Annotated in this window: 33 protein-coding genes; 3 read left to right on the top strand and 30 right to left on the bottom strand. The window is 50.4% G+C overall.

Annotation, left to right across the window (positions count from 1 at the left end):
* The first annotated feature begins 61 nt into the window (after positions 1–61).
* The gene (locus B5E82_RS03925; protein ID WP_087306076.1) at positions 62–892 is read left to right on the top strand and encodes a histidinol-phosphatase HisJ family protein; all 831 of its coding nucleotides are present in this window, start codon (positions 62–64) and stop codon (positions 890–892) included.
* Between the two features lie 137 nt (positions 893–1,029).
* Here B5E82_RS03925 and infA read toward each other — a convergent pair whose 3' ends face one another.
* From infA to rpsJ, 26 genes are all read right to left on the bottom strand, one after another.
* Entirely contained in the window at positions 1,030–1,248 is a 219-nt protein-coding gene (infA, locus tag B5E82_RS03920) for a translation initiation factor IF-1 (RefSeq protein ID WP_087163521.1), read from the bottom strand.
* Positions 1,241–1,483: a KOW domain-containing RNA-binding protein gene (locus B5E82_RS03915; RefSeq protein ID WP_242966238.1), complete on the bottom strand. Its 243-nt coding sequence runs from the start codon at positions 1,481–1,483 to the stop codon at positions 1,241–1,243. The genes infA and B5E82_RS03915 overlap by 8 nt, the downstream gene beginning before the upstream one ends.
* 27 nt (positions 1,484–1,510) lie before the next feature.
* The gene (gene map / locus B5E82_RS03910; protein ID WP_087306075.1) at positions 1,511–2,266 is read right to left on the bottom strand and encodes a type I methionyl aminopeptidase; all 756 of its coding nucleotides are present in this window, start codon (positions 2,264–2,266) and stop codon (positions 1,511–1,513) included.
* A gap of 3 nt (positions 2,267–2,269) precedes the next feature.
* Positions 2,270–2,914, bottom strand: coding sequence for an adenylate kinase (locus B5E82_RS03905; RefSeq protein ID WP_087306074.1), 645 nt, complete (start codon positions 2,912–2,914; stop codon positions 2,270–2,272).
* A 90-nt stretch (positions 2,915–3,004) separates the two neighbouring features.
* Positions 3,005–4,321, bottom strand: coding sequence for a preprotein translocase subunit SecY (secY, locus tag B5E82_RS03900; protein ID WP_087306073.1), 1,317 nt, complete (start codon positions 4,319–4,321; stop codon positions 3,005–3,007).
* Entirely contained in the window at positions 4,321–4,761 is a 441-nt protein-coding gene (gene rplO / locus B5E82_RS03895) for a 50S ribosomal protein L15 (RefSeq protein WP_087306072.1), read from the bottom strand. The genes secY and rplO overlap by 1 nt, the downstream gene beginning before the upstream one ends.
* 28 nt (positions 4,762–4,789) lie before the next feature.
* Positions 4,790–4,972 (bottom strand): 50S ribosomal protein L30, encoded by a 183-nt coding sequence (rpmD, locus tag B5E82_RS03890; RefSeq protein WP_087306071.1) that lies wholly within the window; start codon positions 4,970–4,972, stop codon positions 4,790–4,792.
* Positions 4,973–4,984: 12 nt separating this feature from the next.
* Positions 4,985–5,494: a 30S ribosomal protein S5 gene (gene rpsE / locus B5E82_RS03885; RefSeq protein WP_087306070.1), complete on the bottom strand. Its 510-nt coding sequence runs from the start codon at positions 5,492–5,494 to the stop codon at positions 4,985–4,987.
* 20 nt (positions 5,495–5,514) lie between these two features.
* A complete protein-coding gene (gene rplR / locus B5E82_RS03880) occupies positions 5,515–5,883 on the bottom strand; it encodes a 50S ribosomal protein L18 (RefSeq protein ID WP_087163514.1) in 369 nt (122 codons plus the stop codon).
* 17 nt (positions 5,884–5,900) lie between these two features.
* Positions 5,901–6,440 (bottom strand): 50S ribosomal protein L6, encoded by a 540-nt coding sequence (gene rplF / locus B5E82_RS03875; protein WP_087306069.1) that lies wholly within the window; start codon positions 6,438–6,440, stop codon positions 5,901–5,903.
* Between the two features lie 303 nt (positions 6,441–6,743).
* Positions 6,744–7,145 (bottom strand): 30S ribosomal protein S8, encoded by a 402-nt coding sequence (gene rpsH, locus B5E82_RS03870; RefSeq protein ID WP_087306190.1) that lies wholly within the window; start codon positions 7,143–7,145, stop codon positions 6,744–6,746.
* 223 nt (positions 7,146–7,368) lie between these two features.
* Positions 7,369–7,554, bottom strand: a complete 186-nt coding sequence (locus B5E82_RS03865; protein WP_087163512.1) for a type Z 30S ribosomal protein S14 — start codon at positions 7,552–7,554, stop codon at positions 7,369–7,371.
* A gap of 126 nt (positions 7,555–7,680) precedes the next feature.
* Positions 7,681–8,220 (bottom strand): 50S ribosomal protein L5, encoded by a 540-nt coding sequence (rplE, locus tag B5E82_RS03860; protein WP_087306068.1) that lies wholly within the window; start codon positions 8,218–8,220, stop codon positions 7,681–7,683.
* Between the two features lie 22 nt (positions 8,221–8,242).
* The gene (gene rplX / locus B5E82_RS03855; protein ID WP_087306067.1) at positions 8,243–8,554 is read right to left on the bottom strand and encodes a 50S ribosomal protein L24; all 312 of its coding nucleotides are present in this window, start codon (positions 8,552–8,554) and stop codon (positions 8,243–8,245) included.
* A gap of 11 nt (positions 8,555–8,565) precedes the next feature.
* Entirely contained in the window at positions 8,566–8,934 is a 369-nt protein-coding gene (rplN, locus tag B5E82_RS03850) for a 50S ribosomal protein L14 (RefSeq protein ID WP_087163509.1), read from the bottom strand.
* A 21-nt stretch (positions 8,935–8,955) separates the two neighbouring features.
* Entirely contained in the window at positions 8,956–9,210 is a 255-nt protein-coding gene (rpsQ, locus tag B5E82_RS03845) for a 30S ribosomal protein S17 (RefSeq protein WP_087306066.1), read from the bottom strand.
* 21 nt (positions 9,211–9,231) lie between these two features.
* On the bottom strand, positions 9,232–9,435 hold the full coding sequence (rpmC, locus tag B5E82_RS03840) for a 50S ribosomal protein L29 (RefSeq protein ID WP_087163507.1): 204 nt from the start codon (positions 9,433–9,435) through the stop codon (positions 9,232–9,234).
* Positions 9,425–9,862: a 50S ribosomal protein L16 gene (rplP, locus tag B5E82_RS03835; RefSeq protein ID WP_087163506.1), complete on the bottom strand. Its 438-nt coding sequence runs from the start codon at positions 9,860–9,862 to the stop codon at positions 9,425–9,427. Before rplP ends, rpmC begins: the two co-directional genes overlap by 11 nt.
* Positions 9,862–10,518, bottom strand: a complete 657-nt coding sequence (gene rpsC / locus B5E82_RS03830; protein WP_087163505.1) for a 30S ribosomal protein S3 — start codon at positions 10,516–10,518, stop codon at positions 9,862–9,864. The genes rplP and rpsC overlap by 1 nt, the downstream gene beginning before the upstream one ends.
* Before the next feature lie 10 nt (positions 10,519–10,528).
* Positions 10,529–10,915: a 50S ribosomal protein L22 gene (gene rplV, locus B5E82_RS03825; RefSeq protein WP_087306065.1), complete on the bottom strand. Its 387-nt coding sequence runs from the start codon at positions 10,913–10,915 to the stop codon at positions 10,529–10,531.
* A 152-nt stretch (positions 10,916–11,067) separates the two neighbouring features.
* Positions 11,068–11,346: a 30S ribosomal protein S19 gene (gene rpsS / locus B5E82_RS03820; protein ID WP_087163503.1), complete on the bottom strand. Its 279-nt coding sequence runs from the start codon at positions 11,344–11,346 to the stop codon at positions 11,068–11,070.
* A gap of 12 nt (positions 11,347–11,358) precedes the next feature.
* Complete coding sequence (gene rplB / locus B5E82_RS03815) at positions 11,359–12,201, bottom strand: 50S ribosomal protein L2 (protein ID WP_087306064.1); 843 nt, start codon at positions 12,199–12,201, stop codon at positions 11,359–11,361.
* 87 nt (positions 12,202–12,288) lie between these two features.
* The gene (rplW, locus tag B5E82_RS03810; RefSeq protein ID WP_087163501.1) at positions 12,289–12,588 is read right to left on the bottom strand and encodes a 50S ribosomal protein L23; all 300 of its coding nucleotides are present in this window, start codon (positions 12,586–12,588) and stop codon (positions 12,289–12,291) included.
* Complete coding sequence (rplD, locus tag B5E82_RS03805) at positions 12,588–13,208, bottom strand: 50S ribosomal protein L4 (protein ID WP_087306063.1); 621 nt, start codon at positions 13,206–13,208, stop codon at positions 12,588–12,590. The genes rplW and rplD overlap by 1 nt, the downstream gene beginning before the upstream one ends.
* 26 nt (positions 13,209–13,234) lie before the next feature.
* The gene (gene rplC, locus B5E82_RS03800) at positions 13,235–13,870 is read right to left on the bottom strand and encodes a 50S ribosomal protein L3 (protein WP_087306062.1); all 636 of its coding nucleotides are present in this window, start codon (positions 13,868–13,870) and stop codon (positions 13,235–13,237) included.
* Between the two features lie 60 nt (positions 13,871–13,930).
* The gene (rpsJ, locus tag B5E82_RS03795; RefSeq protein WP_087306061.1) at positions 13,931–14,248 is read right to left on the bottom strand and encodes a 30S ribosomal protein S10; all 318 of its coding nucleotides are present in this window, start codon (positions 14,246–14,248) and stop codon (positions 13,931–13,933) included.
* A gap of 854 nt (positions 14,249–15,102) precedes the next feature.
* Here rpsJ and B5E82_RS03785 point away from each other — a divergent pair.
* The gene (locus tag B5E82_RS03785) at positions 15,103–15,927 is read left to right on the top strand and encodes a Cof-type HAD-IIB family hydrolase (protein WP_087306059.1); all 825 of its coding nucleotides are present in this window, start codon (positions 15,103–15,105) and stop codon (positions 15,925–15,927) included.
* A 52-nt stretch (positions 15,928–15,979) separates the two neighbouring features.
* On the opposite strand, the gene B5E82_RS03780 is transcribed toward B5E82_RS03785, so the two are convergent.
* Both B5E82_RS03780 and ftsH read right to left on the bottom strand, forming a co-directional pair.
* A complete protein-coding gene (locus B5E82_RS03780) occupies positions 15,980–17,449 on the bottom strand; it encodes an alpha-amylase (protein WP_087306058.1) in 1,470 nt (489 codons plus the stop codon).
* Positions 17,450–17,529: 80 nt separating this feature from the next.
* Positions 17,530–19,614, bottom strand: a complete 2,085-nt coding sequence (ftsH, locus tag B5E82_RS03775; RefSeq protein WP_087306057.1) for an ATP-dependent zinc metalloprotease FtsH — start codon at positions 19,612–19,614, stop codon at positions 17,530–17,532.
* Positions 19,615–20,064: 450 nt separating this feature from the next.
* Here ftsH and B5E82_RS03770 point away from each other — a divergent pair, with 450 nt between their 5' ends.
* Positions 20,065–21,684, top strand: a complete 1,620-nt coding sequence (locus B5E82_RS03770; protein ID WP_087306056.1) for a CTP synthase — start codon at positions 20,065–20,067, stop codon at positions 21,682–21,684.
* Positions 21,685–21,755: 71 nt separating this feature from the next.
* Here B5E82_RS03770 and B5E82_RS03765 read toward each other — a convergent pair whose 3' ends face one another.
* Positions 21,756–22,862 (bottom strand): hypothetical protein, encoded by a 1,107-nt coding sequence (locus B5E82_RS03765; RefSeq protein WP_140393080.1) that lies wholly within the window; start codon positions 22,860–22,862, stop codon positions 21,756–21,758.
* Positions 22,863–22,939: 77 nt separating this feature from the next.
* Positions 22,940–24,394 carry a DUF1846 domain-containing protein gene (locus B5E82_RS03760; protein ID WP_087306054.1) on the bottom strand — a complete coding sequence of 485 codons (1,455 nt, stop codon included), beginning with the start codon at positions 24,392–24,394 and terminating at the stop codon, positions 22,940–22,942.
* Positions 24,395–24,529: the final 135 nt, after the last annotated feature.

Below are 24,529 nucleotides of genomic sequence, written 5' to 3'. Positions count from 1 at the left end.
CTTTTCCCTTATAATTTTTCTGTAACCGGATGTAATCTGAGAAGAGAGAAAGGAAAACAATATGTTTGCAGACTATCACGTACATACGGAATTCAGCGATGATTCCGTCTACCCCATGGAGTCTGTCGTGCGGGACGCCATTCAGATGGGGATGGATGAAATCTGTTTTACAGATCATGTAGATTACGGGGTGAAGGATGACTGGGATGCCGGAGTGGAAATCCGCTGGCGCGGAAACGAGCCCTTTGCCAATGTGGATTATCCGGCGTATATGGCTGAAATCCGCAGGATGCAGTCGGAATACGGCGGCCGCATACACATCCGGACCGGTCTGGAATTTGGCATGCAGACACATACCATTCCGCAGTATAAAGCTCTTTTTGCCCGTTATCTTTTTGATTTCATCATCCTGTCTGTCCATCAGATTGAAAATAAGGAATTCTGGACTCAGGATTTTCAGCGGGGCAGAAGCCAGAAAGAATATAATGAACGCTATTACCAGGAACTGCTTGATCTGGTCAGAAATTACAAAAACTACAGTGTGCTGGGCCATCTGGATCTGATCAGGCGTTACGACAATGCCGGCGATTATCCCTTTGAATATACAAAGCCTCTGATCCGGGAGATTCTGCAGACCGTCATTCAGGATGGAAAGGGAATCGAAGTCAATACCTCTTCTTACCGCTACGGCCTGAACGATCTGACCCCATCGGAAGAGATTCTCCGCCTGTATCTGGAACTGGGCGGTACAATCCTTACCATCGGAAGCGACAGCCATAAGCCGGAACAGCTGGGGGCCCACATTTCGGATACCCGGAAGAGACTGAAGGAGCTGGGTTTTCAAAACTTCTGCACCTATGCGGAGATGAAGCCGGTATTTCATGAGCTTTAACTCTCCCGGGATTTTCCTCCCTTTACACCAAAAATCCACTGTACCGTCTCCGATACAGTGGATTCTATTACTCTATACTCAGGTTTTTCTGATATCCAGGCGGCCTGGGCCGGACACCGGATACAGAAAAACCGTCCTTATTTATCTCTCCAGATAATTCTGCCCTTGGACAGATCATAGGGAGACATCTCAATCGTCACTTTATCACCCGGCAGAATCCGGATAAAGTTCATGCGGAGCTTGCCGCTGATATGAGCCAGCACCTGATGGCCGTTCTCAAGCTGCACCTGGAACATGGCGTTGGGCAGCTTCTCCACTACGGTTCCTTCGATTTCAATTACATCTGCTTTAGACATTTTCATCCTCCTTTTCCTGCAGCCTGATGGCCCGCTTTACAAAATTGTCTGTCACGCTCTCAGAATCCCAGCCTTCCGGAATTCTGCATATGGGCTGAATATGCTTCTGATTCTTCCTTTTGGGTTTGGACAGAGGCCGCAGCTCTCCGTCTGTCAGATAGACGTATCCGCCCTCCGTTTTTAATATGATATACAGTTTATCCTTATCGTGTCCCGCCTTTGATCTGGCGAACATGCCCTGCTTCACTCTTTCCATAGGCATTTACAGTGTGAGGGTAAGAATCTCCGGCTCTCCGTCGGTGATCAGAACCGTATTTTCATAGTGAGCAGAAAGCGAGCCGTCGTCGGTGACTACCGTCCAGTCGTCGTCCAACCAGGAAACCTCCCAGGTTCCCGCGTTGATCATGGGTTCAATCGCAAGCGTCATTCCAGGCACCAGCTTAATCCCTCTGCGCCGCTGGCGGAAATTCGGTATCTGCGGATCTTCATGAAGATGCTCTCCGATTCCATGGCCTACCAGGTCCTGAACGACGCCGTAGCCAAACTGATCCACATAGTCGTTGATGGCTGCGGAAATCTCATGAAGATGATGTCCGGCCTTTGCGTATTTGATGCCTTCGAAGAAGCTTTGTCTCGTGACTTCTATGAGCTTTTCCGCCTCGGGGCTGATCTTTCCCACCGCATGAGTTCTGGCCGCGTCTGAATGGTATCCCTTGTAAATCAGACCTGCGTCCAGACTTACGATATCCCCCTCCTGCAGAATATGGTCCGCTCTCGGAATTCCGTGTACTACTTCGTCGTTTACCGATACGCAGATGGAAGCGGGATAGCCATTGTAATTCAGGAAATTCGGAATGCAGCCTCTCTCTCTTATGAGCTTCTCCCCATAGCGGTCAATGTCCAGTGTGGATATTCCAGGCTTTACAAAGGCCGCCAGTTCATTGTGAACCTCTTCCAGCAGTTTTCCCGCCGTCCGCATCAAGTCAATTTCTCTGGCAGATTTAATTGTTACCGACATAACCTACGCTCCTAATATCTTTACAATCGCGTCAAACACAGCGTCCACATTCTGAGTTCCATCTACCTCCACAAGCTTGCCCTGCTTGATATAATAGTCAATCAGCGGCTGTGTCTGGCTGTGATATACATCCAGTCTCTTCTTTACGGTCTCCGGCTTGTCATCGTCTCTCAGCACCAGCTTCTCGCCGCAGCGATCACAGATGCCCTCTTCCTTCGTGGGGGCGTACACCACATGGTAGGTGGCTCCGCAGGCCAGACAGGCTCTTCTTCCCGACATACGGGCAACGATGTTCTCATCCGGAACCTCTACATTGATTGCATAATCAATGGTTTCTCCATTCTTCTCCAGGGCTGCCGTGAGTGCCTCCGCCTGGGGAATGGTACGCGGGAAACCGTCCAGCACATAGCCGTTCGCGCAGTCCGGATTCTGGAAACGATCCATGATGAGTTCCAGCGTCAGCTCATCCGGTACCAGAAGTCCCTGATCCATGTAAGACTTTGCTTTCTTTCCGAGCTCTGTGCCCTCTTTTATATTTGCTCTGAAAATATCGCCCGTGGAAATATGCGGGATCTGATATTTGTCAGCGATTTTCTTCGCCTGTGTGCCTTTCCCTGCACCCGGTGCTCCCAACATGATAATTTTCATACCAGTACTCCTTTGTTTTTCTGTATCGCGGAAAGCCCCCGGGGTACTGCGCGGAAACTGTCTCCCGCGCAGGCCGGAAGCTTCTGTGATCTAGTCGTTCAAAAAGCCCTTGTAATACCGCACTGCCATCTGAGACTCGATCTGCTTGATGGTTTCCAGAACAACGCCCACCACGATGATGATGGAAGTTCCTCCGAAGGAAACGCTGGCGCCAAATACGCCGTTAAAGAAGATCGGGATCACGCATACGATGATCAGGCCGATTGCTCCGACAAATATAATGTAATTCAGAATTTTTGCAAGGTAGTCTGACGTGGGCCGTCCCGGACGGATACCCGGAATAAAGCCGCCCTGCTTCTTCATGTTATCTGCTATCTCCAGCGGATTGAAGGTGATAGAAGTATAGAAGTAAGCAAAGAATACTACCAGCAGAATATAGAGCAGCAGGCCCAGGCTGTAGATCGGGTTATCCGGATCGCACCAGCTGCTGGAACTTAAGCCCGTAATAATCTTGCTGCCGATTCCGTCGCCGTTTCCCTTTCCAAGAAAAGCAGCAATGATGCCCGGAAGAGACATCAGGGAAGAGGCAAAGATAACCGGGATAACTCCGGCTGTATTGACCTTCATCGGGATATGAGTGCTCTGTCCGCCCAGAACCTTTCTGCCCTGAAGCTTCTTGCTGTACTGAACGGGGATTCTTCTCTCACCATCCTGAAGGACAATAACAAATACTACCGTCACCAGGATGACAAGCAGAATAATGACAGCCGCAAGCACAGCCATCGCCACGCTCTTTCCAGCCATAAAGCTGTTGTACAGAGACACAAAGTCATCCGGCATACGGGATACAATATTAATCAACAGTACAATGGAAATACCGTTGCCCACACCGTTCTGTGTGATCCGCTCGCCGATCCACATCAGGAACGCGGAACCGGCTGTCAAGGCGATTACCACCACAGTCATATTGTACCATGTGGGATTCTCCAGAAGTCCCTGTCCGCCAAAGCCGATGGTCATGGCCGTTCCTTCAATCAGGGCCAGCGCCACCGTCACATAACGGGTGATATTCTGGATTTTCTTTCTTCCTTCCTCTCCGTCCTTCTGCATTTCCTCAAGCTGGGGAATCGCAATGGTAAGGAGCTGGATGATAATGGAAGAAGTAATGTAGGGATTAATACCTAACGCAAATATTGACATGCTGGCCAGGGAGCCGCCGGTGAACGCGTCCAGAAGATTGAACGCGTCTCCGGTCTGTGCCGCAAGCCAGGACGCAAAAAATGTACGGTTTACTCCGGGAATCGGAAGCTGAGATCCCAGTCTGATGACGATCAGCATCAGAAAGGTATAAATCAGCTTCTGCCGGATATCCTTGATTTTAAATGCGTTCTGTAAGGTCTTAAACATTAGATCACCTCTGCTTTTCCACCAAGAGCCTCGATTTTGGCTTTAGCGCCCTCGGAGAAAGCATTGGCCTGTACTGTAAGCTTTTTCGTAAGTTCTCCGTTTCCGAGAATCTTTACTCCATCCTTCGGATTTTTAACAATACCCTGTTCCATCAGAGTCTCTACAGAAACAACTGCGTCATTATCGAACACTTCCAGAGCGCTCACATTGATTCCAACGATAACCTTGGAATTTCTGTTTGTAAAGCCTCTCTTCGGAAGTCTTCTGTATAACGGCATCTGACCGCCTTCGAAGCCCGGTCTCGGCGCTCCGGAACGAGCCTTCTGGCCCTTATGTCCCTTACCGGCTGTCTTACCGTTTCCTGAACCGTGTCCACGACCTCTCCGGAAGCTTCCGCTCTGCTTGGAGCCTTCCGCATACTGCAAATTTGATAAGTCCATTGTGACACCTCCTATTCCGTAATCTTAATTAAATCTCTTCAACCTTTACCAGATGCTTTACGTGCCAGATCATTCCTCTGACCGCGTCGTTATCCGGCAGTTCCACTGTCTTGTTTACCTTGCGGAGACCGAGGGCCTCCACAGTAGCTCTCTGCTTCGGGATCGCACCGATGGGAGATTTCACTAACGTAATTCTTAACTTATCTGCCATGTCCGTATCCTCCTAGTTCGTAATCTCTTCAACGGATTTTCCGCGGTTCTTCGCCACTTCCTCCGGAGTCTTCAGAGCCTTCAGGCCTTCAATCGTAGCAAGAACAACGTTCTGCTTATTGTTGGAACCAAGAGACTTGGTACGGATATTCTTGATACCAGCCAGCTCCAGCACGTTACGAGCCGGGCCTCCTGCGATAACACCGGTACCTTCCGGAGCTCTCTTCAGCAGCACGGAAGCACTGCCGAACTTTCCGATAAAATCATGTGTAATACTCTTATTCTCGTCGATGGCTACAGTTACCAGTTTCTTCATGGCATCTTCTTTGCCCTTGCGGATTGCTTCCGGAATCTCAGCAGCCTTTCCAAGACCGGCGCCGACATGTCCGTTGCCGTCACCGACAACGACCAGAGCGGTGAAACGCATGGTACGTCCGCCCTTGACAGTTTTGCTTACACGCTTAATTGCCACTACCTTGTCAGTTAATTCCAGCTGACTCGGATCGATAATCTCATGTCTCATCTGTCTTTTTCCTTCCTTTCCTAGAATTCCAATCCAGCTTCACGGGCTGCTTCTGCCAGTGCCTGAATCTTACCCTGATATATGAAGCCGCCTCTGTCAAAGACAACGGTCTTAATTCCCTTATCAAGGGCTTTCTGTGCGATTACTTTTCCAAGGTATGCTGCCGCATCGACGTTGTTCGTCTTCTCCAGCTCTGCCTTCACATCCTTCTCCAGGGTGGAAGCGGCTACCAGAGTATGGCCGACGGTATCGTCAATAATTTGAGCATACATATGATTATTGCTTCTGAACACAGCCAGACGCGGTCTTTCAGCAGTACCGCTGAGATGATTACGTAATCTTCTATGCTTATTCGCGCGAACTACGCTTCTTGACTTTTTACTAACCATTTTTATACTCTCCTTACTTATTTTTTACCAGTCTTGCCGACTTTACGTCTGATGACTTCATCCGCATACTTGATTCCCTTGCCCTTGTACGGTTCCGGTCTTCTCTTGTCTCTGATTTCAGCAGCGTACTGTCCAACCTTCTCTTTGTCGATTCCCTTTACGGTAATCTTGTTGCCGTCTACTACAGACTCCAGGCCTTCCGGATCGATCATCTCTACCGGATGAGAATAGCCTAAGTTCAGCGTCAGCTTCTTGCCGGACTTCTGCGCTCTGTAACCTACTCCGTTTACCTCAAGAACTTTCTCGTAACCCTGGCTTACGCCTACGACCATATTCTGGATCAGGGTTCTTGTCAGACCATGTAAGGATTTCATCTTCTTCAGGTCATTCGGTCTGGTAACGACCACCTGACCATCTTCCAGTTTAATTTCCATCTCTGCGGGCAGAACTCTTACAAGCTCTCCCTTGGGTCCCTTAACAGTGACCTTGTTGCCCTCCGCGATGTCTACAGTCACACCTGCGGGAATGGCTACCGGATGTCTTCCAATACGTGACATTCCTATTTACCTCCTAAACTTAAATTCTCGGAGGAAGCTTGTGCGCTTCCTCTGTTTTCAGTATGAGCACTTAGTGAAAGCGAGCCACATCGGGCGAAGCTTGAACTTAGTGCGAATCTGCACCTGGTTCCTGGCTGTGAACACTTGGCGAATTTATGAGCCTAGTGTGAACGCCCACCTGGACACTTAGCGAAGACAAGCGCTCGCGCGTAGTCTGAGCTTAGTGACCACGGTGTTACCTTGTTCAGTAACCATGGTGCTTCCTTATAAAAATTCTCGGCTAATTACCGGGAACCGGGAATCTTACCAAACAAAAGCCAGAACTTCTCCGCCTACGCCCTGCGCGCGCGCTTCCTTATCGGTGATAACGCCCTTATTTGTAGAAATGATAGCGATTCCGAGACCGCCAAGTACCTTCGGCAGCTCTTCCTTGCTGGCGTATACACGCAGACCCGGCTTGGATATTCTCTTCAGACCGGAGATGATCTTCTCATTCTTATCCTTTCCGTATTTCAGAGTGATACGGATGGTCTTGAAGTTTCCGTCTTCTACGAGATCATATTTTGCAATGTATCCCTCGTCTACCAGGATATTCGCGATAGCGATCTTCATCTTGGAAGCGGGTACATCAACGGTATCATGTTTAGCGGTGTTCGCATTACGGATTCTCGTAAGCATATCCGCGATGGGATCGTTCGTTGTCAATGCCATGACTTCTTCTTCCTCCTAATTTTTTGAATGGAAACTGAGTAACCTGACGGGTATGTTCGCTCCACTAAACTCAAGCTTCGTCCTCCGGACTCCCCCCAGGGGGCCTTTTCTTGGCCTCCGGCCAATTCATCTTGCGCTTTCGTTAAGGGTCGCGAACGGCCTCGCACTAAGTTCAGGGTTCGCCTTCCAGGCTCCCCTTCACTAAGTTGCTTCCGGCCTACCAGCTTGCTTTCTTAACGCCAGGAATCTGGCCCTTGTATGCCAGCTCACGGAAGCAGATTCTGCAGATTCCGTATTTTCTCAGATATGCATGCGGACGGCCGCAGATTCTGCAGCGATTGTACTCTCTAACCGCAAACTTCTGTTTCCGCTGCTGCTTGATCTTCATTGCTGTCTTAGCCATGAATTTTTCCTCCTATTTTAGTCCCGCAGCCACCGTCCAGCACCTGGATGATAAGAATTTCTGCAAAACCGTCCAGAAATTCTCATGTGCTGTCCGCTGTCTGCTGATACAACCTTTTAGTTCCGCCTATTTTGTAAACGGCATGTTGAATAATGTCAGTAACTCTCTGGCTTCCTCGTCGGTCTTGGCCGTCGTCACGAAGATAACGTCCATACCTCTCACCTTGTCTACCTTATCGTATTCAATCTCGGGGAAAATCAGCTGCTCTTTGATACCCAGCGCATAGTTTCCGCGTCCGTCAAATGCGTTCGGGTTTACACCACGGAAGTCACGCACACGGGGAAGAGCCAGGTTGATCAGACGGTCAGCAAACTCATACATTTTCTCGCCGCGCAGAGTTACCTTGCAGCCGATTGCCATACCCTCTCTGATCTTGAAGTTCGCAACGGAGTTCTTTGCTCTGGTCAGAACTGCCTTCTGTCCGGTAATGGTTTCCATATCCTTCACGGCAGACTCAAGAACCTTCGCATTGTCCTTTGCCTCGCCAACGCCCATGTTTACCACGATCTTGTCGAGCTTCGGAACTTCCATAATGTTCTTATATCCAAATTTCTTAATCATCGCGTCCACGATTTCATTCGTGTACTTCTCTTTTAATCTACTCAACTTCTGCGACCTCCTTCCTCAATTAATCAATCACTTCGCCGGTCGCCTTGGCAACGCGGACCTTCTTGCCGTTCTCTACCTTGAAGCCGATTCTTGTGGTTTTGCCATTCTTCACGTACATTACGTTGGAGATATGAATCGGAGCTTCCTGGTGAACGATGCCGCCGTTCTGATTGGCCATGGAAGGTTTGGTGTGCTTGGTAATCATGTTCACACCCTCTACGAGCACAGTGTTGTTCTTATGATTGACGGCAATTACCTTGCCCTCTTTATCCTTGTCTGCTCCGGCGATAACCTTTACCGTATCGCCTTTCTTAATCTTAACTGTTGACATGTGGCACCCTCCTATAATACTTCCGGAGCAAGTGAAACAATTTTCATAAACTGCTTTTCACGAAGCTCTCTCGCTACTGGTCCAAAAATACGGGTTCCTCTCGGGTTCTTGTCATCTTTGATAATAACCGCAGCGTTCTCGTCGAATTTGATGTAAGAGCCGTCTTTACGGCGGGCGCCCTTAACCGTACGAACAACCACTGCCTTTACAACGTCGCCCTTCTTTACAACACCGCCGGGTGTTGCATCTTTGACGCTGGCAACGATAATGTCACCGATATTTGCATATCTTCTTGTGGAACCGCCTAATACGCGAATGCAAAGGAGCTCCTTTGCGCCGGTATTGTCAGCCACTTTAAGTCTGGTTTCCTGTTGTACCATGCCGGTAGCCTCCTTCTTAACTTATTTCGCTTTCTCCATGATCTCGACGAGTCTCCATCTCTTGTCCTTGGACAGCGGTCTCGTCTCCATAACCTTTACCGTATCGCCGATGTGGCACTCGTTGTTCTCATCATGAGCTTTCAGCTTGTAGGTATCCTTTACAATCTTCTTGTACAGCGGATGCTTTACATGCTCCTCAACAGCAACCACGATAGTCTTATCCATTTTATCGCTAACGACTTTGCCGACACGCGTTTTTCTCAAATTTCTTTCCACGACAATTCTCCTTCCGCTCTGTTACGCATTCGCCTTCTGCGCGATAACAGTCTGAATTCTGGCGATGTTCCTGCGAACCTCTTTGATTCTGCTTGTGTTATCGAGCTGATTGGTTGCGTTCTGGAATCTCAGATTGAAAAGTTCCTTCTTTGCAGCTACTAATTCCTCATTTAATTCCGCAGCAGATTTTGCCTTTAACTCTTCTACATACTTATTACTCTTCACTGTTATCACCGCCTTCTAAGTCTGCTTTAGAAACGATCTTACACTTGCAGGGCAGCTTGTGCATTGCAAGACGAAGCGCTTCTCTAGCTGTTTCTTCCGGTACACCTGCAACCTCAAACATTACACGGCCCGGCTTTACAACTGCTACCCAGTACTCCAGCGTTCCCTTTCCGGAACCCATACGGGTCTCGGCAGGCTTTGCTGTAACCGGCTTATCCGGGAAAATCTTAATCCATACTTTACCGCCACGCTTCATGTAACGGGTCATGGCAACACGGGCTGCCTCGATCTGATTTGATTTAATCCAACACGGTTCTGTAGCGACGATACCGAACTCGCCCATGGTGATCTTGTTGCCTCTTAAGGCCTTTCCTGCCATGGAACCACGGAACTGTTTACGACGCTTTACTCTCTTCGGCATTAACATTATTTATCGCTCCCTTCCTTGTTTCCTTTCGTCGGAAGTACCTCGCCCTTGTAGATCCACACTTTTACGCCAATCTTGCCGTAAGTGGTATCTGCCTCGGCGAATCCGTAGTCAATATCTGCTCTCAGTGTCTGCAGCGGAATGGTTCCCTCACTGTAGAACTCAGTACGAGCCATATCGGCTCCGCCAACACGGCCTGCTACAGCCGTCTTGATTCCCTTTGCGCCAGCCTTCATGGTTCTGGACATGGTGGACTTCATGGCGCGGCGGAAGGACACACGGTTTTCCAGCTGAAGCGCGATGTTCTCTGCTACAAGCTGCGCGTCGCGGTCCGGTCTCTTAATCTCCTTGATGTCTACGATGAGCTTCTTGTCGGTGTACTGAGCAAGCTCAGCCTTTACCTTCTCAATCTCAGAACCGCCCTTACCGATGACAACGCCCGGCTTTGCGGTATAAACGATAACTTTTACTCTGTCGGAAGCGCGCTCGATCTCGATCTTGGATACGCCCGCGCTGTACAGTCTCTTCTTCAGGAATTTACGGATGTTGTAGTCCTCTACAAGATAATCAGCGAAGGAATCTTCAGCATACCATCTGGAATCCCAATCTTTAATAACGCCGACTCTGAGGCCGTGCGGATTAACTTTCTGTCCCATGCTCTACCTCCTATTTCTCATCAAGCACGATTGTGATGTGGCTCATTCTCTTCTCGATTCTGTAAGCCCGGCCCTGTGCTCTCGGTCTGATTCTCTTCATTGTCGGTCCCTTGTTCGCATAGCACTCTGCTACGTAGAGGTTGCTGCGATTCATTCCGTTGTTGTTTTCAGCGTTTGCAATCGCTGACTTTAATAATTTTTCAATCAGTGTGGAAGCATAACGCGGATTGTACATTACAATACCAAGCGCTGTGTCCACGTCTTTGCCGCGAATGGCATCTAATACGAAGCATGCCTTCTGAACGGATACACGAGCGTAGGAAAGCTTTGCTGACGGTCTCGTATCCTTCTGGGCATTTCTTTCTCTCTTAATCTGACTTCTATGTCCCTTAGCCATTGGATGAGTCTCCTTTCCTTATTTTGCCTGTTTTCTGGCATTCAGGTACACCCGGAGGGTGTTTCCTTATTTTGCCTGTTTTCTGGCATCCAGGTACATGCCCCAGGGCATTTTTCCTTTTGCCCCGGAGGGTGTTTCCTGGTATTTATCGGTTAACGTCTGGATTTCTTCTCGTCTTTTCCATGTCCACGATAGGTTCTGGTCGGAACGAACTCACCGAGCTTATGTCCTACCATATCCTCTGTGATATACACCGGAACGTGTCTTCTTCCGTCGTGAACTGCGATTGTATGACCAACCATCTGCGGGAAGATTGTGGAGCGGCGGGACCAGGTCTTGATGACTGTCTTCTCGCCTGCTTCGTTCATCGCGTCTACCTTTTTCAGTAAGCTCTCATCTGCAAATGGTCCTTTTTTTAATGAGCGAGCCATGTGTTTTCCTCCTTACTTAAATGTTCTGCCGTCTCTTCTTCTGACGATCAGCTTATTGGACTGCTTGTTCTTCTTTCTCGTCTTCAAACCAAGAGCGGGCTTGCCCCACGGTGTGCACGGACCCGGACGGCCGATACCGGTCTTTCCTTCTCCACCACCGTGCGGATGGTCGTTCGGGTTCATTACAGAACCGCGGACGGTCGGACGGATACCCATGTGACGCTTGCGTCCTGCCTTACCGATGTTGATCAGGTTGTGCTCTGCATTTCCTACCACACCAACAGTCGCTCTGCAATTTAAGGGAACCATTCTCATCTCTCCGGAGGGCAGACGAAGTGTCGCGTACTTGCCTTCCTTAGCCATGAGCTGTGCGCTGTTTCCTGCGGAACGAACCATCTGTCCGCCCTTTCCAGGATGCAGCTCGATATTGTGTACCTGAGTACCTACAGGAATCTCGGAAAGCGGCAGGCAGTTGCCGATTCTTACCTCGGCCTCCGGTCCGTTCATGACCTTCATGCCGTCTTTCAGTCCCTGGGGAGCCAGGATATAAGCCTTCTCACCGTCTGCGTAGCAGATCAGCGCGATATTTGCGGTACGGTTCGGGTCGTACTCGATTCCGATTACCGTAGCCGGAATTCCATCTTTTCTTCTCTTGAAGTCGATGATTCTGTATTTTCTTCTGGAACCGCCTCCGCGGTGTCTTACTGTGATTTTACCCTGATTATTGCGGCCTGCGTTCTTCTTTAAGGATACCAGCAGGGCCTTCTCCGGCTCGTTCTTTGTGATTTCAGAGAAATCAGAACCAGTCATATGTCTTCTGGAAGGTGTATAGGGATTATATGTTTTAATTCCCATTACAGTTCTCTCCTTTCGTTTCTGTTATTTGATGTCACGCTTTTATGCGTATAGTCTGTTTCCCACGCCTTTTCCGGCGTCCGCGGCTTACAGTCCCTCGAAGATCTCGATGTCTGCGCTCTCAGCTGTCAGCTGTACGATAGCCTTCTTTGTCTTGGCTGTCTTTCCAACTACCATGCCGCGTCTCTTTTTCTTTCCATCCAGGTTCATGGTGTTGACGCTTTTTACCTTTGTTCCGGCAAACATCTTTTCCACAGCCTCTTTAATCTGAGTCTTGGTAGCATCTGTATGAACCAGGAATGTGTACTTCTTCTCACCCATGGCATCCATGCTCTTCTCGGTGATAACCGGCTTGCGGATGATATCGTAATACTTCAGATCTGCCATTATGCGTACACCTCCTCGATTGTCGCTACAGCGTCCTTGGTCAGGATCAGTGTGTTGTACTTCAGGATGTCGTATACGTTAATCGTATTCGTCAGAGCCGTCTTCACTGTAGGAATATTTCTTGCGGACATTACCACATTTGCATCGTTCTCGTTCAGAACTACCAGAGCCTTGTCAGCCTTCAGGTTGTTCATCACGTTTACAAAATTCTTTGTCTTAATCTCATCGAACTTCAGCTCGTCAACTACGATGAGCTTGTTCTCCTGAAGTCTGGAAGTCAGAGCAGACTTGAGTGCCAGTCTCTTCTCCTTCTTGTTCAGGCGGATGGTGTAATCTCTCGGTACGGGTGCGAATACCACGCCGCCGCCCGTCCACTGGGGAGCTCTTGTTGAACCCTGTCTTGCATGACCGGTTCCCTTCTGTCTCCAGGGCTTTCTTCCGCCGCCGGATACTTCAGAACGGGTCTTTGCTTTCTGCGTTCCCTGACGCTTATTTGCAAGCTGTGCAACAACGGCCATGTGTACCAGGTGCTCGTTTACGTCAACACCGAATACAGCATCGCTTAACTCGATTGTGCCAACTTCATTTCCTTCCATATTGTAAACAGATACTGTTGCCATCTGTAAGTCCTCCTTTCCGCTAAAGATTATTTGCTAACCTTTACTGTTTCCTTTACTGTAACCAGAGCCTTCTTCGGTCCCGGTACCGCGCCCTTTACCAGGAGCAGATTCTTGTCTGCGTCTACGCGTACAACCTCAAGGTTCTGGATGGTGATTTTCTTGTGTCCCATCTGTCCGGGCATCTTCTTGCCCTTGAATACCTTGCTCGGATCGGAGCAGGCGCCGTTGGAACCAGCGTGGCGGTGGAACTTGGAACCGTGTGCCATGGGTCCTCTGTGCTGTCCGTGTCTCTTGATGGCACCCTGGAAGCCCTTACCTTTGGAAATAGCAGTTACATCAATCTTGTCGCCTGCGGCGAAGATGTCTGCCTTAATCTCCTGTGCCAGAGCGTACTCTTCTGCATCCTCAAGCTTCAGCTCTCTCACGTATCTCTTATAAGAAACGCCGGCCTTGTCAAAGTGGCCCTTAAGCGGCTTATTCACCAGCTTCTCTCTCTTGTCTACGAATCCGACCTGTACCGCGCTGTATCCGTCGTTCTCTACAGTCTTAACCTGCGTTACCACACAGGGGCCTGCCTGAAGTACAGTAACCGGTGTCAGTACGCCGTCTTCGTTGAAAATCTGTGTCATTCCAACTTTGGTAGCTAAAATAGCTTTCTTCATTTTTTCTCCTCCTTGTTTCTCTACAGCGGAACGCATGCGCGTTCATTCTAGCTGAAGGAATTATTTTGTTTTCATTTTGATATCGATGTAAACGCCAGCCGGCATCTCCAGTCTGGACAGTGCATCAACCGTCTTCTGAGTCGGTGTAATGATATCGATAAGACGCTTATGAGTTCTCTGTTCGAACTGCTCTCTGGAATCTTTGTACTTGTGTACAGCACGAAGAATTGTCACTACCTCTTTCTTTGTGGGCAGCGGAACGGGACCGCTCACCTGCGCTCCGTTCTTTTTTACAGTTTCGATGATCTTCTTCGCGGACGCATCCACCAGCTGATGATCATAAGCCTTCAGTGTGATTCTCATTACTTGACTTGCCATAAAAAAAGTCGCCTCCTTTTCGTACTCTTAACCAGTACGACAAGCGGTGACTGTACACTCTCCCGTGTGTATCCTGTATAAAAAAGGAAAACACGTTGTTTCTATTCTAAGATAGACCGTTATTTGGTACAGTGACTTGTCGCCAGTTTCATAACTTGACATTCGCTCCACGGAAAACCTGCCATTCTCAGGCAGCAACCTCACGCTTCACAGCTATCAATGTCACAACAGTAGCAATTATACAGGAATGTTCCGGGAATTGCAAGGATTTTTTTAAAAAAATTCCGGAAAAACTTTTCACAAAATGCACAAAGTTTTGTCCGGAATTTTGGTGGTTTTGACGATGCAGAATCAGGCAGTTCCGATGTGTGGTCAGAGCATTTTCAGGGCACAAGATATTGTGGAATTCTATGGATAACAGTTCCGTACGCATCGTACTGCAGAGCTTCATAATCATAAGTCCCATTTATATAAGTAAACATCCCTTCGTTTCCATTCGGGCAGACCCGGATATCACGAAATCACTTATGGCTGCTCTCCAGGTATTTATAAAACCGTACTGGAATCATACAGCTCATCCGGACAGATATCCTGCCCATGAGGCCACATGACAGTAAAACCATCCACATTCACAGAATTGAAATAGTCCAGATCATTCAGTTCCCCGTACCACTCTCTGCGGATAAATAGTTTTACGTCCGCAGTTTTATCTTAGCATTCTTTTGTCTCCGTGAAAATGTTGGCTTTTCACCACTTCAAAACCATCTTCTCTGCTGTTATAATATTTACTGTAATCCTAACGTCGGTATACCAAGGGACGCTAACAATATCATTTATCTCATGGGAGGTTCAGAATGAATATCAGGCTGATCGCATTTGATCTGGACGGAACTTTACTGAACAGCGAAAAAACCGTGTCACCAAGGACAAAGGCCGCGCTTACCCGGGCCGCAGAGCACGGCGTGGTTCTCGTGCCGGCCACAGGCCGGCTGCACCGGGATCTCCCGGTGGATGTGGCCTCGCTTCCTTCGCTTCGATATGTCATCGCCATCAACGGCGCTGAGGTCTTCGACCTGAAAGAGGACAGGCTTTTGTATCAGGCAGAGCTGGACAGGAAAGATGCGCTGGAGCTTATGAAATATATGGATACTTTGCCTGCTATCTATGGCTGGTACCAGGGCGGACAGGGCTTCATCTCTTCCCGCTACTATGAAAGAATGAAAGATTTCGCTCATGCGCCCTGGCTGTTTGACAGCATGAGACGGGCTTACACTCCCACAGAAAATCCGGAAAAAACTCTTTTTGAAGAAGAGAGCGGCCCGCAGAAGCTGCAGCTTTATTTCCGGGACATGGAGGCCAGAAAAAAGGCTCTGGAGGAAATTCCTTCCCGCTTTCCCCAGTGCGCTGTGTCCTCGTCTCTTCCTATTAATATAGAAGTAAATGCTGCCAGCGCCACAAAAGGACACGCTCTGGCTTTTCTGGCGGAGCGCCTGGGAATAAAGCCTGAAGAGACTCTCGCCTTTGGAGACGGCACCAATGATATCTCCATGCTCCGGCAGGCCGGCACCGGCGTTGCCATGGGCAACGCCGCGCAGGAGGCGCAAGAGGCCGCAGACCGGGTCACAGGCACCAACGACGAGGATGGCATTGCCGCCATTCTGGAAGAATACGGTTTCTGAAAAGCAGCGGGAGGCCTTCCCATTTTAAACGCCTCCCGCTGCTTTTTACTTTTTACAGTTCTATATACAGCTTTTCCGCCGCTTTTTCAAATACCCACACGGATACGGAGCCGCCTTCGACCCGGAACTCGGCCCAGCCGTCTTCTCCCACTGTGGAGCTCTCTGAGATTCCTCCCATTGCATCCATCATGTTTTTCCCGGCATGCTGTTTTCCCACATACATGCGCTTGCTGCCCGCTACGCTGTCCGTAAGCAGCACCGCTGTGCCGGAATCCGGATGCTCCGCGTCCCCTTCTCTGGTAAAGCCCACCACAGACGGGTCATCAAAATACAGGTTTTCTTTTCCATAAGCATACAGCTTCCGGACTCTCAGAAGTGTCTTTAAGCCCGGCACCGGAGCGATTCTGTCGTGGGGGATTCCATAAAAATCTCCATAAAACACGCAGGGAATTCCCGCGTCCCGCAGGAGAATCAGCGCATAGGCAAGAGGCTTGAACCAGGCCGGAATAAAGGACACAAGAGCCTGCCCCGGCTGAGTGTCATGATTATCCACAAAAGGAACCGCATGTGCCGGGTCCAGGCCGGTCAGCGTATTCTCATAAATCCTGCTCATATCATAATTTCCATTGGAAGTAGCCGCTTCCAGAAAATGAAAATGGAGGGGCACATCAAACAGGCTAAGGCTCCGTTCCAAAGTATCCAGATAGTATCTCAGCTTGTTTACATCCCTGGACCAGTATTCGCCCACAGCAAACACTTCTCTTCCCGCATGGGTACGCATGGTTTTCAGCCATTCCCGGTAAAAATCAAACCCGATATGCTTCACTGCGTCCAGGCGGAAGCCATCCATCTGCACCGTATCCAGATACCACTTTCCCCAGTCGGCAGTCTCCTTCACCACCTCCGGCTGGTCCGTATCCAGATCTGCCCCCATCAGATAGTCATAGTTGCCGTTTTCATTGTCAATCTTCCGCTCCCAGTTTTTCCCGTCAAAGCGGAATATTCCCTTCCTTTTTGCTCCTTCGTCCCAGTCTGTGCCGCTGAAATGGCGGGCTCTCCACTGAAAACCGGAATATTTTCCTCCGCGGCCGGGAAAATCGAAACGCGTCCAGGCCGTAATGGTCCGGTCCGGGCTGATTTCCTGATTTCTGTCTGTGCTCAGAGTCTCATCGGCCACCACCACTTCTGTTCCATCCGCCCCCATCCTGTGATTCAGCACAATGTCCGCCAAAACCTGAATGCCCTGCTGCTGGAGACCGCGGACTGCAGCCAGATATTCGTCACGGATGCCGTATTTTGTCCGGATGGACCCCTTCTGGTCGAATTCGCCCAGATCGTACATATCATATACATCATATCCCACACTTTTCGCTCCGGCCGCTCCCTTATACGCCGGAGGCAGCCAGACCATGTCAATGCCGGCCTCTTCAAGTCTGCCGGCCTGGGCAGCGCAGCGGCGCCAGTGAAGGCCGTTCTCCGGAAGATACCATTCAAAATACTGCATCATTGTGTGGTTTTTCATGCTGTCTTCTCCTTTTTCTGCGCAAAAACCCCGCCCGCAGGCCGCTTTATCCGATGCTCTGCAGACAGGGTCTTCGTTATTTACATTTCTTCATTCTGCTTCTCTGCGTCTTCCACATGGCCGCCGTTTTCCGGTTCCGCATTCTGCGCAGCTCCGGACTGCTCAGCTTCTGTGTTTTCTGCATTCAAAGGTGCAGCCTCTTCCTGCTCCTTCTCCGGCTGCAGGCTTTCAGGCCGGGGAACTTCCGCTTTTACCTGTGCGTGGCTGCTCTCCTCCGGTTTCTTTTCCTCCGGCTCGGGAATTCCTTTCACCTCGCGGAAGATCTTCATAAATTCCTTGCCGGTGATGGTCTCCTTCTGAATCAGGTACTCTGCAATCTTGTCCATGGCATCCCGGTTTTCACTCAGCAGCCGCTTTGCCTCCTCGTAGGATTTCTTCAGGATCTTCATAACCTCCTGATCTACTTCTGCGGCCGTAGCATCGCCGCAGTTCATGACTACGCGGCCGGTCAGATACTCGTTTTCCTGATGCTCCAGGCCCATCAGCCCGAATTTTTCCGACATGCCGTACTGCGTCACCATGGCGCGGGCGATCCGGGTCGCCTTTTCAATGTCGTTGGCCGCTCCGGTCGTCACGGTATCAAACACAATCTCCTCCGCCGCGCGGCCCGCCAGCAGGCCCACCAGCATGGCGTCGATCTCTTTCTTCGTATTCAGGTACTTCTCTTCTTCCGGCACCTGCATCACATAGCCCAGAGCGCCCATGGTACGGGGCACAATCGTAATTTTCTGCACCGGCTCCGCGTCCTTCTGCAGGGCGCTGACCAGGGCATGGCCCACCTCATGGTAGGACACAATGCGCCGCTCCTCCTTGCTCATGATGCGGTCCTTTTTCTCCTTGCCTACCAGCACCACTTCCACAGACTCAAACAGATCCTTCTGAGACACAGCCTGCCGGCCGTTCTTGACCGCCAGGATCGCCGCCTCGTTGATCATGTTCGCCAAATCAGAACCTACGGCACCGCTGGTAGCGAGGGCGATGGCCTCCAGATCCACTGTCTCATCCATCTTCACATTTTTGGAATGCACCTTCAGGATATCCACACGGCCTTTCAGATCCGGACGGTCTACGATAACCCGGCGGTCAAAACGGCCGGGCCGTAAGAGTGCCGGGTCCAGAACCTCAGGCCGGTTCGTGGCTCCGAGAACCAGGCAGGCCGTGTGGCTGTCAAAGCCGTCCATCTCTGCCAGAAGCTGATTCAGCGTCTGTTCACGCTCGTCATTTCCGCCGTAACGGGAATCACGGCTCTTTCCGATAGCGTCAATCTCGTCGATAAAAATAATGCAGGGAGAGTGCTTTTTCGCCTCCTGAAACAGATCGCGGACACGGGACGCTCCCACGCCCACGAACATTTCTACAAAATCAGAACCGGACAGGGAAAAGAAGGGCACATGGGCCTCCCCTGCCACCGCTTTGGCAAGCAGCGTCTTTCCGGTACCCGGAGGACCTACCAACAGGGCTCCTTTGGGAAGCTTGGCTCCGATCTGCGCATATTTGCCGGGATTATGAAGGAAATCTACCACCTCCTGAAGAGATTCCTTGGCTTCCTCCTCGCCGGCCACGTCCTTGAAGGTCACTCCGGTATCCTTCTCGATGTAGACCTTGGCCTTACTCTTGCCCACATTCATGCCCATCATGCCGCTGCCGCCGCCCATTCTGCGCATCAGCAGGGCAAAGGCTCCCCAGAGCAGCAGTACCGGAAGCAGGAAATTCACAATCGCTGAAAGTATCACGTTCCGGAAATCCTCTACCGGAGAGAAATACTCCACATCCGCCTCATCCAGGCGCTGCTGCAGGGAATAATCCGGCACAGTGCCCGTATAATAGGTAATATTTCTTCCGAGGGCATCTTTTTCCGTAGAAATAATGTTGATCTGGCTGGAGCCAATCTCAACGCTTTCTACCTTGTCCTCATCCAGCATCTGTATAAATTCATCATACGTAATTTCTTCGCTGGAAGACCCCATATTGCCGATAAAATTCCAGAACAGAATCGCTACCAGCGCAATAATCAGAAACATAAGTATGCTCTGACGGTTTCTGGGATTTTTATTGTCGTCTCCGCCGCCGGGAGGGCGGCCGGAATTATTGTTATGTTCTTCCATATTTCTCCTCCTTATGTGTCATGAACGCTGCGCCGTCAGGCGTGGTTATACGATCATAACACTACTATTATAATGTGTGTTTTTCCAGAAAGCAATACGGAAACCTGTGAAAATTCTGTTACGATGCCGCTTCTGCCGCTCTTCACTCCGCTCACTGCAGCATCCGCGGCGCCGCAAAAATTCTTTTTGAGGGTGGGTTTGCAGACTCCTAATTCCCAGTCTGCCCCCCGGCCAGCAGACGCCCGAAACCGGCAGGAGCGCCCGCCCCGGTCCGCCCCGCTTTCCCTGAAATTCCGTCTTTGAAAAATACGTTTTTTCCCAAAATTTCCGTAATTTTTTCGGCGTGTTTTTGACCGGAAACCCTGGATTTTTTACAAAGGCGGCGTTATAATAGGGAAGTTATTTTTTTGAAGCCATATGTTATCTTTATTTTCATGAGGAGGGAATCCTATGCCTGTGAAATATGTATTTGTAACCGGAGGAGTCGTCTCCGGCCTTGGAAAAGGCATTACCGCCGCCTCCCTGGGACGCCTGCTGAAGGCGCGGGGATACAAGGTCACCATGCAGAAATTCGATCCATATATCAACATCGATCCCGGAACCATGAATCCGGTACAGCACGGGGAGGTCTTCGTGACTGACGACGGTGCTGAAACCGATCTGGATCTGGGCCATTATGAGCGTTTTATAGACGAATCTCTTACAAAAAACTCCAATGTCACCACAGGAAAAATCTACTGGTCTGTGCTCCAGAAAGAACGCCGGGGAGATTACGGCGGCGGAACCGTACAGGTCATCCCTCATATCACCAATGAAATCAAAAGCCGTTTCTACCGCAGCTATGTGGAAGACGAAACACATATTGCCATCATCGAAGTGGGCGGCACTGTGGGCGATATCGAAAGCCAGCCCTTTCTGGAAGCCATCCGCCAGTTTCAGCATGATGTAGGGCATGAGAACGCTATTCTTATTCATGTGACTCTGATTCCCTATATCAAGGCTTCCGGAGAATTGAAGACCAAGCCCACCCAGGCCTCTGTCAAGGATCTGCAGGGCATGGGAATCCGGCCGGATATTATCGTCTGCCGCAGTGAATATCCTCTGGATCAGCAGCTAAAGGACAAGATTGCCCTTTTCTGCAATGTGCCCAGCTCCCATGTCCTCCAGAATCTGGACGTGGAATACCTGTATGAAGCTCCTCTTGCCATGGAAAAGGAACAGCTGGCCCAGGTGGCCTGTGAATGTCTGAACCTTCCCTGCCCGGAGCCGAACCTGGCAGACTGGACGGCCATGGTAGACGCGCTGCGCCACCCCACCTCTGAGGTGACAGTAGCTCTGGTTGGAAAATATATTCAGCTTCACGACGCCTATATCAGCGTGGTGGAGGCCCTGAAGCACGGCGGCATCGCCAGCCGCGCCGTTGTCCATATCAAATGGGTAGACTCCGAACTGGTAACAGATGAAAATGCCGCAGAATATCTGCGGGATGTGGACGGCATTCTGGTTCCCGGCGGTTTCGGCGACCGGGGTACGGAAGGAAAAATCAGCGCGATCCGTTATGCCCGGGAGCATCAGGTGCCATTTCTGGGGCTGTGCCTTGGTATGCAGATGGCCATTGTCGAGTTCGCCCGCCATGTCATTGGCTGGGAAGACGCCCACAGCGCAGAACTGAATCCCGAGACTACCCATCCGATGATTCATCTGATGCCGGAGCAGGACGGAATTGAAGACATCGGCGGAACCCTGCGCCTTGGCTCCTATCCCTGTATTCTCGATCCTTCCACAAAGGCGTTTGAACTCTACGGAGAAAAGACCATTCACGAACGCCACCGGCACCGCTACGAAGTTAACAACGATTACCGCAGCGCCCTGAAAGACGCCGGTATGACCCTGTCCGGACTTTCCCCCGACGGCCGAATCGTGGAAATGATAGAGTTGAAATCCCACCCGTTTTTCCTGGCCACTCAGGGACACCCCGAGCTGAAATCCAGACCCAACCGGCCCCACCCGCTGTTCCGCGGTTTTGTGGCCGCCGCGCTGGAACATAAAAAATCCAGAGCTGCGGAATAATCAGCTTTTTCTCACACAGACCTCTTATCCCGGCAGCTCACGAAACTAAATGGAAGGGCCGCGCCGGCTGATTACTCAGCCTGGCGCGGCTCTTTATTTCCTTCCCCTATTATATTTATCTCCGCTCCGATTTCCGAAATCTGGTATTCATCATTTTCCTGCCGTTCCAGCAACACCAATTCCTGTACCCGGGTATCTTTTTCAGGGTCCATGTCATCCGCTATAAAATTATAGGGCGCAGGAGGTTCTGCCGGCTGAACCGTCACCTTAACCTCTGCCGCGATCTTCTCTCCATCTTCATAAAGAATCTGAACTTCATCGCAGGACACCGGTCCAAAATAATGCATATCCATTTCAAGACTGTCAAACAGTCCCTTGATACCATCTGACACAATTTCTTCCGCGTCTTCTCCCGTCGAAGAAAAAACATAGCCTTCACAGGATTCCAGAAACGCGCTCGTCTGATACTCCGGGTCCATTTCCAGCTCAAAAGAATAGAGCGTCAGCTGTCTGGCCTGCGCCAGATACAGGACTCCCGCGGACAAAATTCCCAGAATCCCAGCAAAGAACGCCAAATCAAACAGCCACCATCTCTGTACCTTTTCCCTTTTGCCGCAGCCCTTCCATCCCGCCAGCGCCCTGCGCTGCTCTGCCGTCAAATCCTCCGTAGGAATCAACAGCACATTCTCCTTGATGCCGCGGATATTTCTGATCTCCCCTCTGCTCAGAACAAGAGTGGATTTCAGGCTTATCACAGGATTCGTCTCTTCTCTGGGCCAGAACCATTGACCGTCCTTTGTCCGGTAACGCAGTCCTGTCTCTTCTATAGAAATTGTCAGCTCTTTTCTTTTTCCAAGCTCTTTTACCGTTATCTCATACAGCCATATCCTTTTCAGAATTTCAGACAGCAGAAACGACAGGAAAATCGCTCCGAAAAAGAGCTGCTGAAACCAGTAAATCATCTGCCTGTCTGAATGCCACATAAGCAGATAGCCAAGAATTATCCGCAGCGCTCCCCATCCAAGCAGATAGGCCAGAAAATGGACTGCCAGGCTGAGAATCAGCCTGCCATTACCGCCCTCATCCTCTTTTCTTCTGATTCCGGAAGTGTATATCCGGCTCCAGTAGTGCGCGTATTCTTTACACTGTCTTTCCGTGTATGTCGTCCGAATTTCCATGATACTGCCTCGTACTTCTCTTACCATCGCTCTGTTTCCCGCACAGCCGATAAAATGCAGCTCCAGTCTCCTCTGGCCTATCTGGGCTCTGAGGTCAGCAGCACGCCCAGCTTCTGGAAGGTCTTCTCATCCGTATCGCTCAGCATCCGTGAGGTGTGGACCTGGCTTCCCCGCAGGTGCGGAAGCTGTTTCAGAGCCAGGTCTGCCACTTCATTGCTCTCGGAGCTGGCAGACAGGGCAATCAGCACCTCCTCCATGTGAAGCCGGGGATTCCTGCTTCCCAGATACTTTACCTTCAGTTTCTGAATGGGCATAATGATATTCGGCGTAATCAGAAGCACGTCCTTATCGATTCCGGCCAGCTCCTTCAGCGCCTTAATCAAAAGCGCAGAGCAGGCTCCCATCAGGTCGCTTGTCTTTCCGGTGATCAGGCGTCCGTCCGGCAGTTCCAGAGCCGCCGCCGTATGTCCGGTCTCCTCCGCGCGGTTCAGGGCCGCCGCCACAACCTTCCGATCCTTTGTGGTGACGCCCGCTTTGTTCATCAGAAGCTCTATCTTGTAAGCCTCTTCCTCCGTGGCTTTCCCGCGGGCGATATTAACCAGGGTGTGATAATAGCGGCGGATAATCTCCTGGCAGGAGGCTTTGCGGCAGACCTCATCGTCCACAATACAGTTGCCCGCCATATTGACTCCCATGTCGGTCGGAGACTGATAGGGGCAGTCTCCGTAGATCTGCATGAAGATAGCCTTCAGCACAGGGAAGATCTCCACATCCCGGTTATAATTCACCGTGGTCTTTCCGTATGCTTCCAGATGGTAGGGGTCAATCATATTTACATCATTCAAATCCGCAGTCGCGGCCTCATAGGCCAGATTAACCGGGTGGCTTAAAGGCAGGTTCCAGATCGGGAAGGTCTCGTACTTGGCATAACCCGCCCGGATTCCCCGCTTATGCTCATGATAAAGCTGGGAAAGGCAGGTAGCCATCTTTCCGCTTCCCGGGCCCGGAGCCGTCACTACGACCAGCGGCTTGCTCGTCTCAATATACTCATTATGTCCGTAACCTTCCTCGCTGACTATCAGCGGAATGTTGTTCGGGTATCCCGGAATCAGATAATGACGGTACACCTTTACGCCCATCTTCTCCAGGCGGCTCTGGAACATCTGCGCGCTGTACTGCCCTGCGAAATGGGTAATACATACGCTTCCCACATAGAGATTCTTGGACTCAAACACCGCCTTCAGGCGCAGCAAATCGGAATCATAGGTAATTCCCAGATCTCCCCGCACCTTGTTCTTCTCAATGTCCTCCGCGCTGATCACAATCACAATCTCCACCTGATCGGCCAGCTGCATGAGCATCCTCAGCTTGCTGTCCGGCTCAAAGCCCGGCAGTACTCTGGAAGCATGATAATCATCGTAAAGCTTCCCGCCGAATTCCAGGTAAAGTTTATTGTCAAACTGGCTGATGCGCTCCCGGATATGCTCCGACTGCATCTTCAGATATTTTTCGTTGTCAAATCCTTTATTCATTCGATCTTGTCTCCCTCTTTTGTCCACACGTCTGTCCGGCTTTTGGTCCGCCGGATTTCTAACAGAACGCAGCCTGCCCCGAAAGGCAGGCTGCCCGCTGATCCATATTTTCTGAGTTTTATTCTTACCGTTCTT

Origin of the sequence: Lachnoclostridium sp. An138 (assembly GCF_002160765.1) — a bacterium.
Lineage (GTDB): Bacteria > Bacillota > Clostridia > Lachnospirales > Lachnospiraceae > Laedolimicola > Laedolimicola faecalis.
Note: the sequence above shows the minus strand (reverse complement) of the source record. Positions and strands in the feature narration are given on the sequence as shown.

What these genes read in the sequence shown, in the direction of transcription:
- B5E82_RS03925 (WP_087306076.1), top strand. Translation starts at nt 62, where the DNA reads ATGTTTGCAGACTATCACGTACATACGGAATTCAGCGATGATTCCGTC.
- infA (WP_087163521.1), bottom strand. Translation starts at nt 1,248, where the DNA reads ATGTCTAAAGCAGATGTAATTGAAATCGAAGGAACCGTAGTGGAGAAG.
- B5E82_RS03915 (WP_242966238.1), bottom strand. Translation starts at nt 1,483, where the DNA reads ATGTTCGCCAGATCAAAGGCGGGACACGATAAGGATAAACTGTATATC.
- map (WP_087306075.1), bottom strand. Translation starts at nt 2,266, where the DNA reads ATGTCGGTAACAATTAAATCTGCCAGAGAAATTGACTTGATGCGGACG.
- B5E82_RS03905 (WP_087306074.1), bottom strand. Translation starts at nt 2,914, where the DNA reads ATGAAAATTATCATGTTGGGAGCACCGGGTGCAGGGAAAGGCACACAG.
- secY (WP_087306073.1), bottom strand. Translation starts at nt 4,321, where the DNA reads ATGTTTAAGACCTTACAGAACGCATTTAAAATCAAGGATATCCGGCAG.
- rplO (WP_087306072.1), bottom strand. Translation starts at nt 4,761, where the DNA reads ATGGACTTATCAAATTTGCAGTATGCGGAAGGCTCCAAGCAGAGCGGA.
- rpmD (WP_087306071.1), bottom strand. Translation starts at nt 4,972, where the DNA reads ATGGCAGATAAGTTAAGAATTACGTTAGTGAAATCTCCCATCGGTGCG.
- rpsE (WP_087306070.1), bottom strand. Translation starts at nt 5,494, where the DNA reads ATGAGACATGAGATTATCGATCCGAGTCAGCTGGAATTAACTGACAAG.
- rplR (WP_087163514.1), bottom strand. Translation starts at nt 5,883, where the DNA reads ATGGTTAGTAAAAAGTCAAGAAGCGTAGTTCGCGCGAATAAGCATAGA.
- rplF (WP_087306069.1), bottom strand. Translation starts at nt 6,440, where the DNA reads ATGTCACGTATTGGAAGACATCCGGTAGCCATTCCCGCAGGTGTGACT.
- B5E82_RS03865 (WP_087163512.1), bottom strand. Translation starts at nt 7,554, where the DNA reads ATGGCTAAGACAGCAATGAAGATCAAGCAGCAGCGGAAACAGAAGTTT.
- rplX (WP_087306067.1), bottom strand. Translation starts at nt 8,554, where the DNA reads ATGTCAACAGTTAAGATTAAGAAAGGCGATACGGTAAAGGTTATCGCC.
- rplN (WP_087163509.1), bottom strand. Translation starts at nt 8,934, where the DNA reads ATGGTACAACAGGAAACCAGACTTAAAGTGGCTGACAATACCGGCGCA.
- rplP (WP_087163506.1), bottom strand. Translation starts at nt 9,862, where the DNA reads ATGTTAATGCCGAAGAGAGTAAAGCGTCGTAAACAGTTCCGTGGTTCC.
- rpsC (WP_087163505.1), bottom strand. Translation starts at nt 10,518, where the DNA reads ATGGGACAGAAAGTTAATCCGCACGGCCTCAGAGTCGGCGTTATTAAA.
- rplV (WP_087306065.1), bottom strand. Translation starts at nt 10,915, where the DNA reads ATGGCTAAGGGACATAGAAGTCAGATTAAGAGAGAAAGAAATGCCCAG.
- rpsS (WP_087163503.1), bottom strand. Translation starts at nt 11,346, where the DNA reads ATGGCTCGCTCATTAAAAAAAGGACCATTTGCAGATGAGAGCTTACTG.
- rplB (WP_087306064.1), bottom strand. Translation starts at nt 12,201, where the DNA reads ATGGGAATTAAAACATATAATCCCTATACACCTTCCAGAAGACATATG.
- rplW (WP_087163501.1), bottom strand. Translation starts at nt 12,588, where the DNA reads ATGGCAGATCTGAAGTATTACGATATCATCCGCAAGCCGGTTATCACC.
- rplD (WP_087306063.1), bottom strand. Translation starts at nt 13,208, where the DNA reads ATGGCAACAGTATCTGTTTACAATATGGAAGGAAATGAAGTTGGCACA.
- rplC (WP_087306062.1), bottom strand. Translation starts at nt 13,870, where the DNA reads ATGAAGAAAGCTATTTTAGCTACCAAAGTTGGAATGACACAGATTTTC.
- rpsJ (WP_087306061.1), bottom strand. Translation starts at nt 14,248, where the DNA reads ATGGCAAGTCAAGTAATGAGAATCACACTGAAGGCTTATGATCATCAG.
- B5E82_RS03785 (WP_087306059.1), top strand. Translation starts at nt 15,103, where the DNA reads ATGAATATCAGGCTGATCGCATTTGATCTGGACGGAACTTTACTGAAC.
- B5E82_RS03780 (WP_087306058.1), bottom strand. Translation starts at nt 17,449, where the DNA reads ATGAAAAACCACACAATGATGCAGTATTTTGAATGGTATCTTCCGGAG.
- ftsH (WP_087306057.1), bottom strand. Translation starts at nt 19,614, where the DNA reads ATGGAAGAACATAACAATAATTCCGGCCGCCCTCCCGGCGGCGGAGAC.
- B5E82_RS03770 (WP_087306056.1), top strand. Translation starts at nt 20,065, where the DNA reads ATGCCTGTGAAATATGTATTTGTAACCGGAGGAGTCGTCTCCGGCCTT.
- B5E82_RS03765 (WP_140393080.1), bottom strand. Translation starts at nt 22,862, where the DNA reads ATGGAAATTCGGACGACATACACGGAAAGACAGTGTAAAGAATACGCG.
- B5E82_RS03760 (WP_087306054.1), bottom strand. Translation starts at nt 24,394, where the DNA reads ATGAATAAAGGATTTGACAACGAAAAATATCTGAAGATGCAGTCGGAG.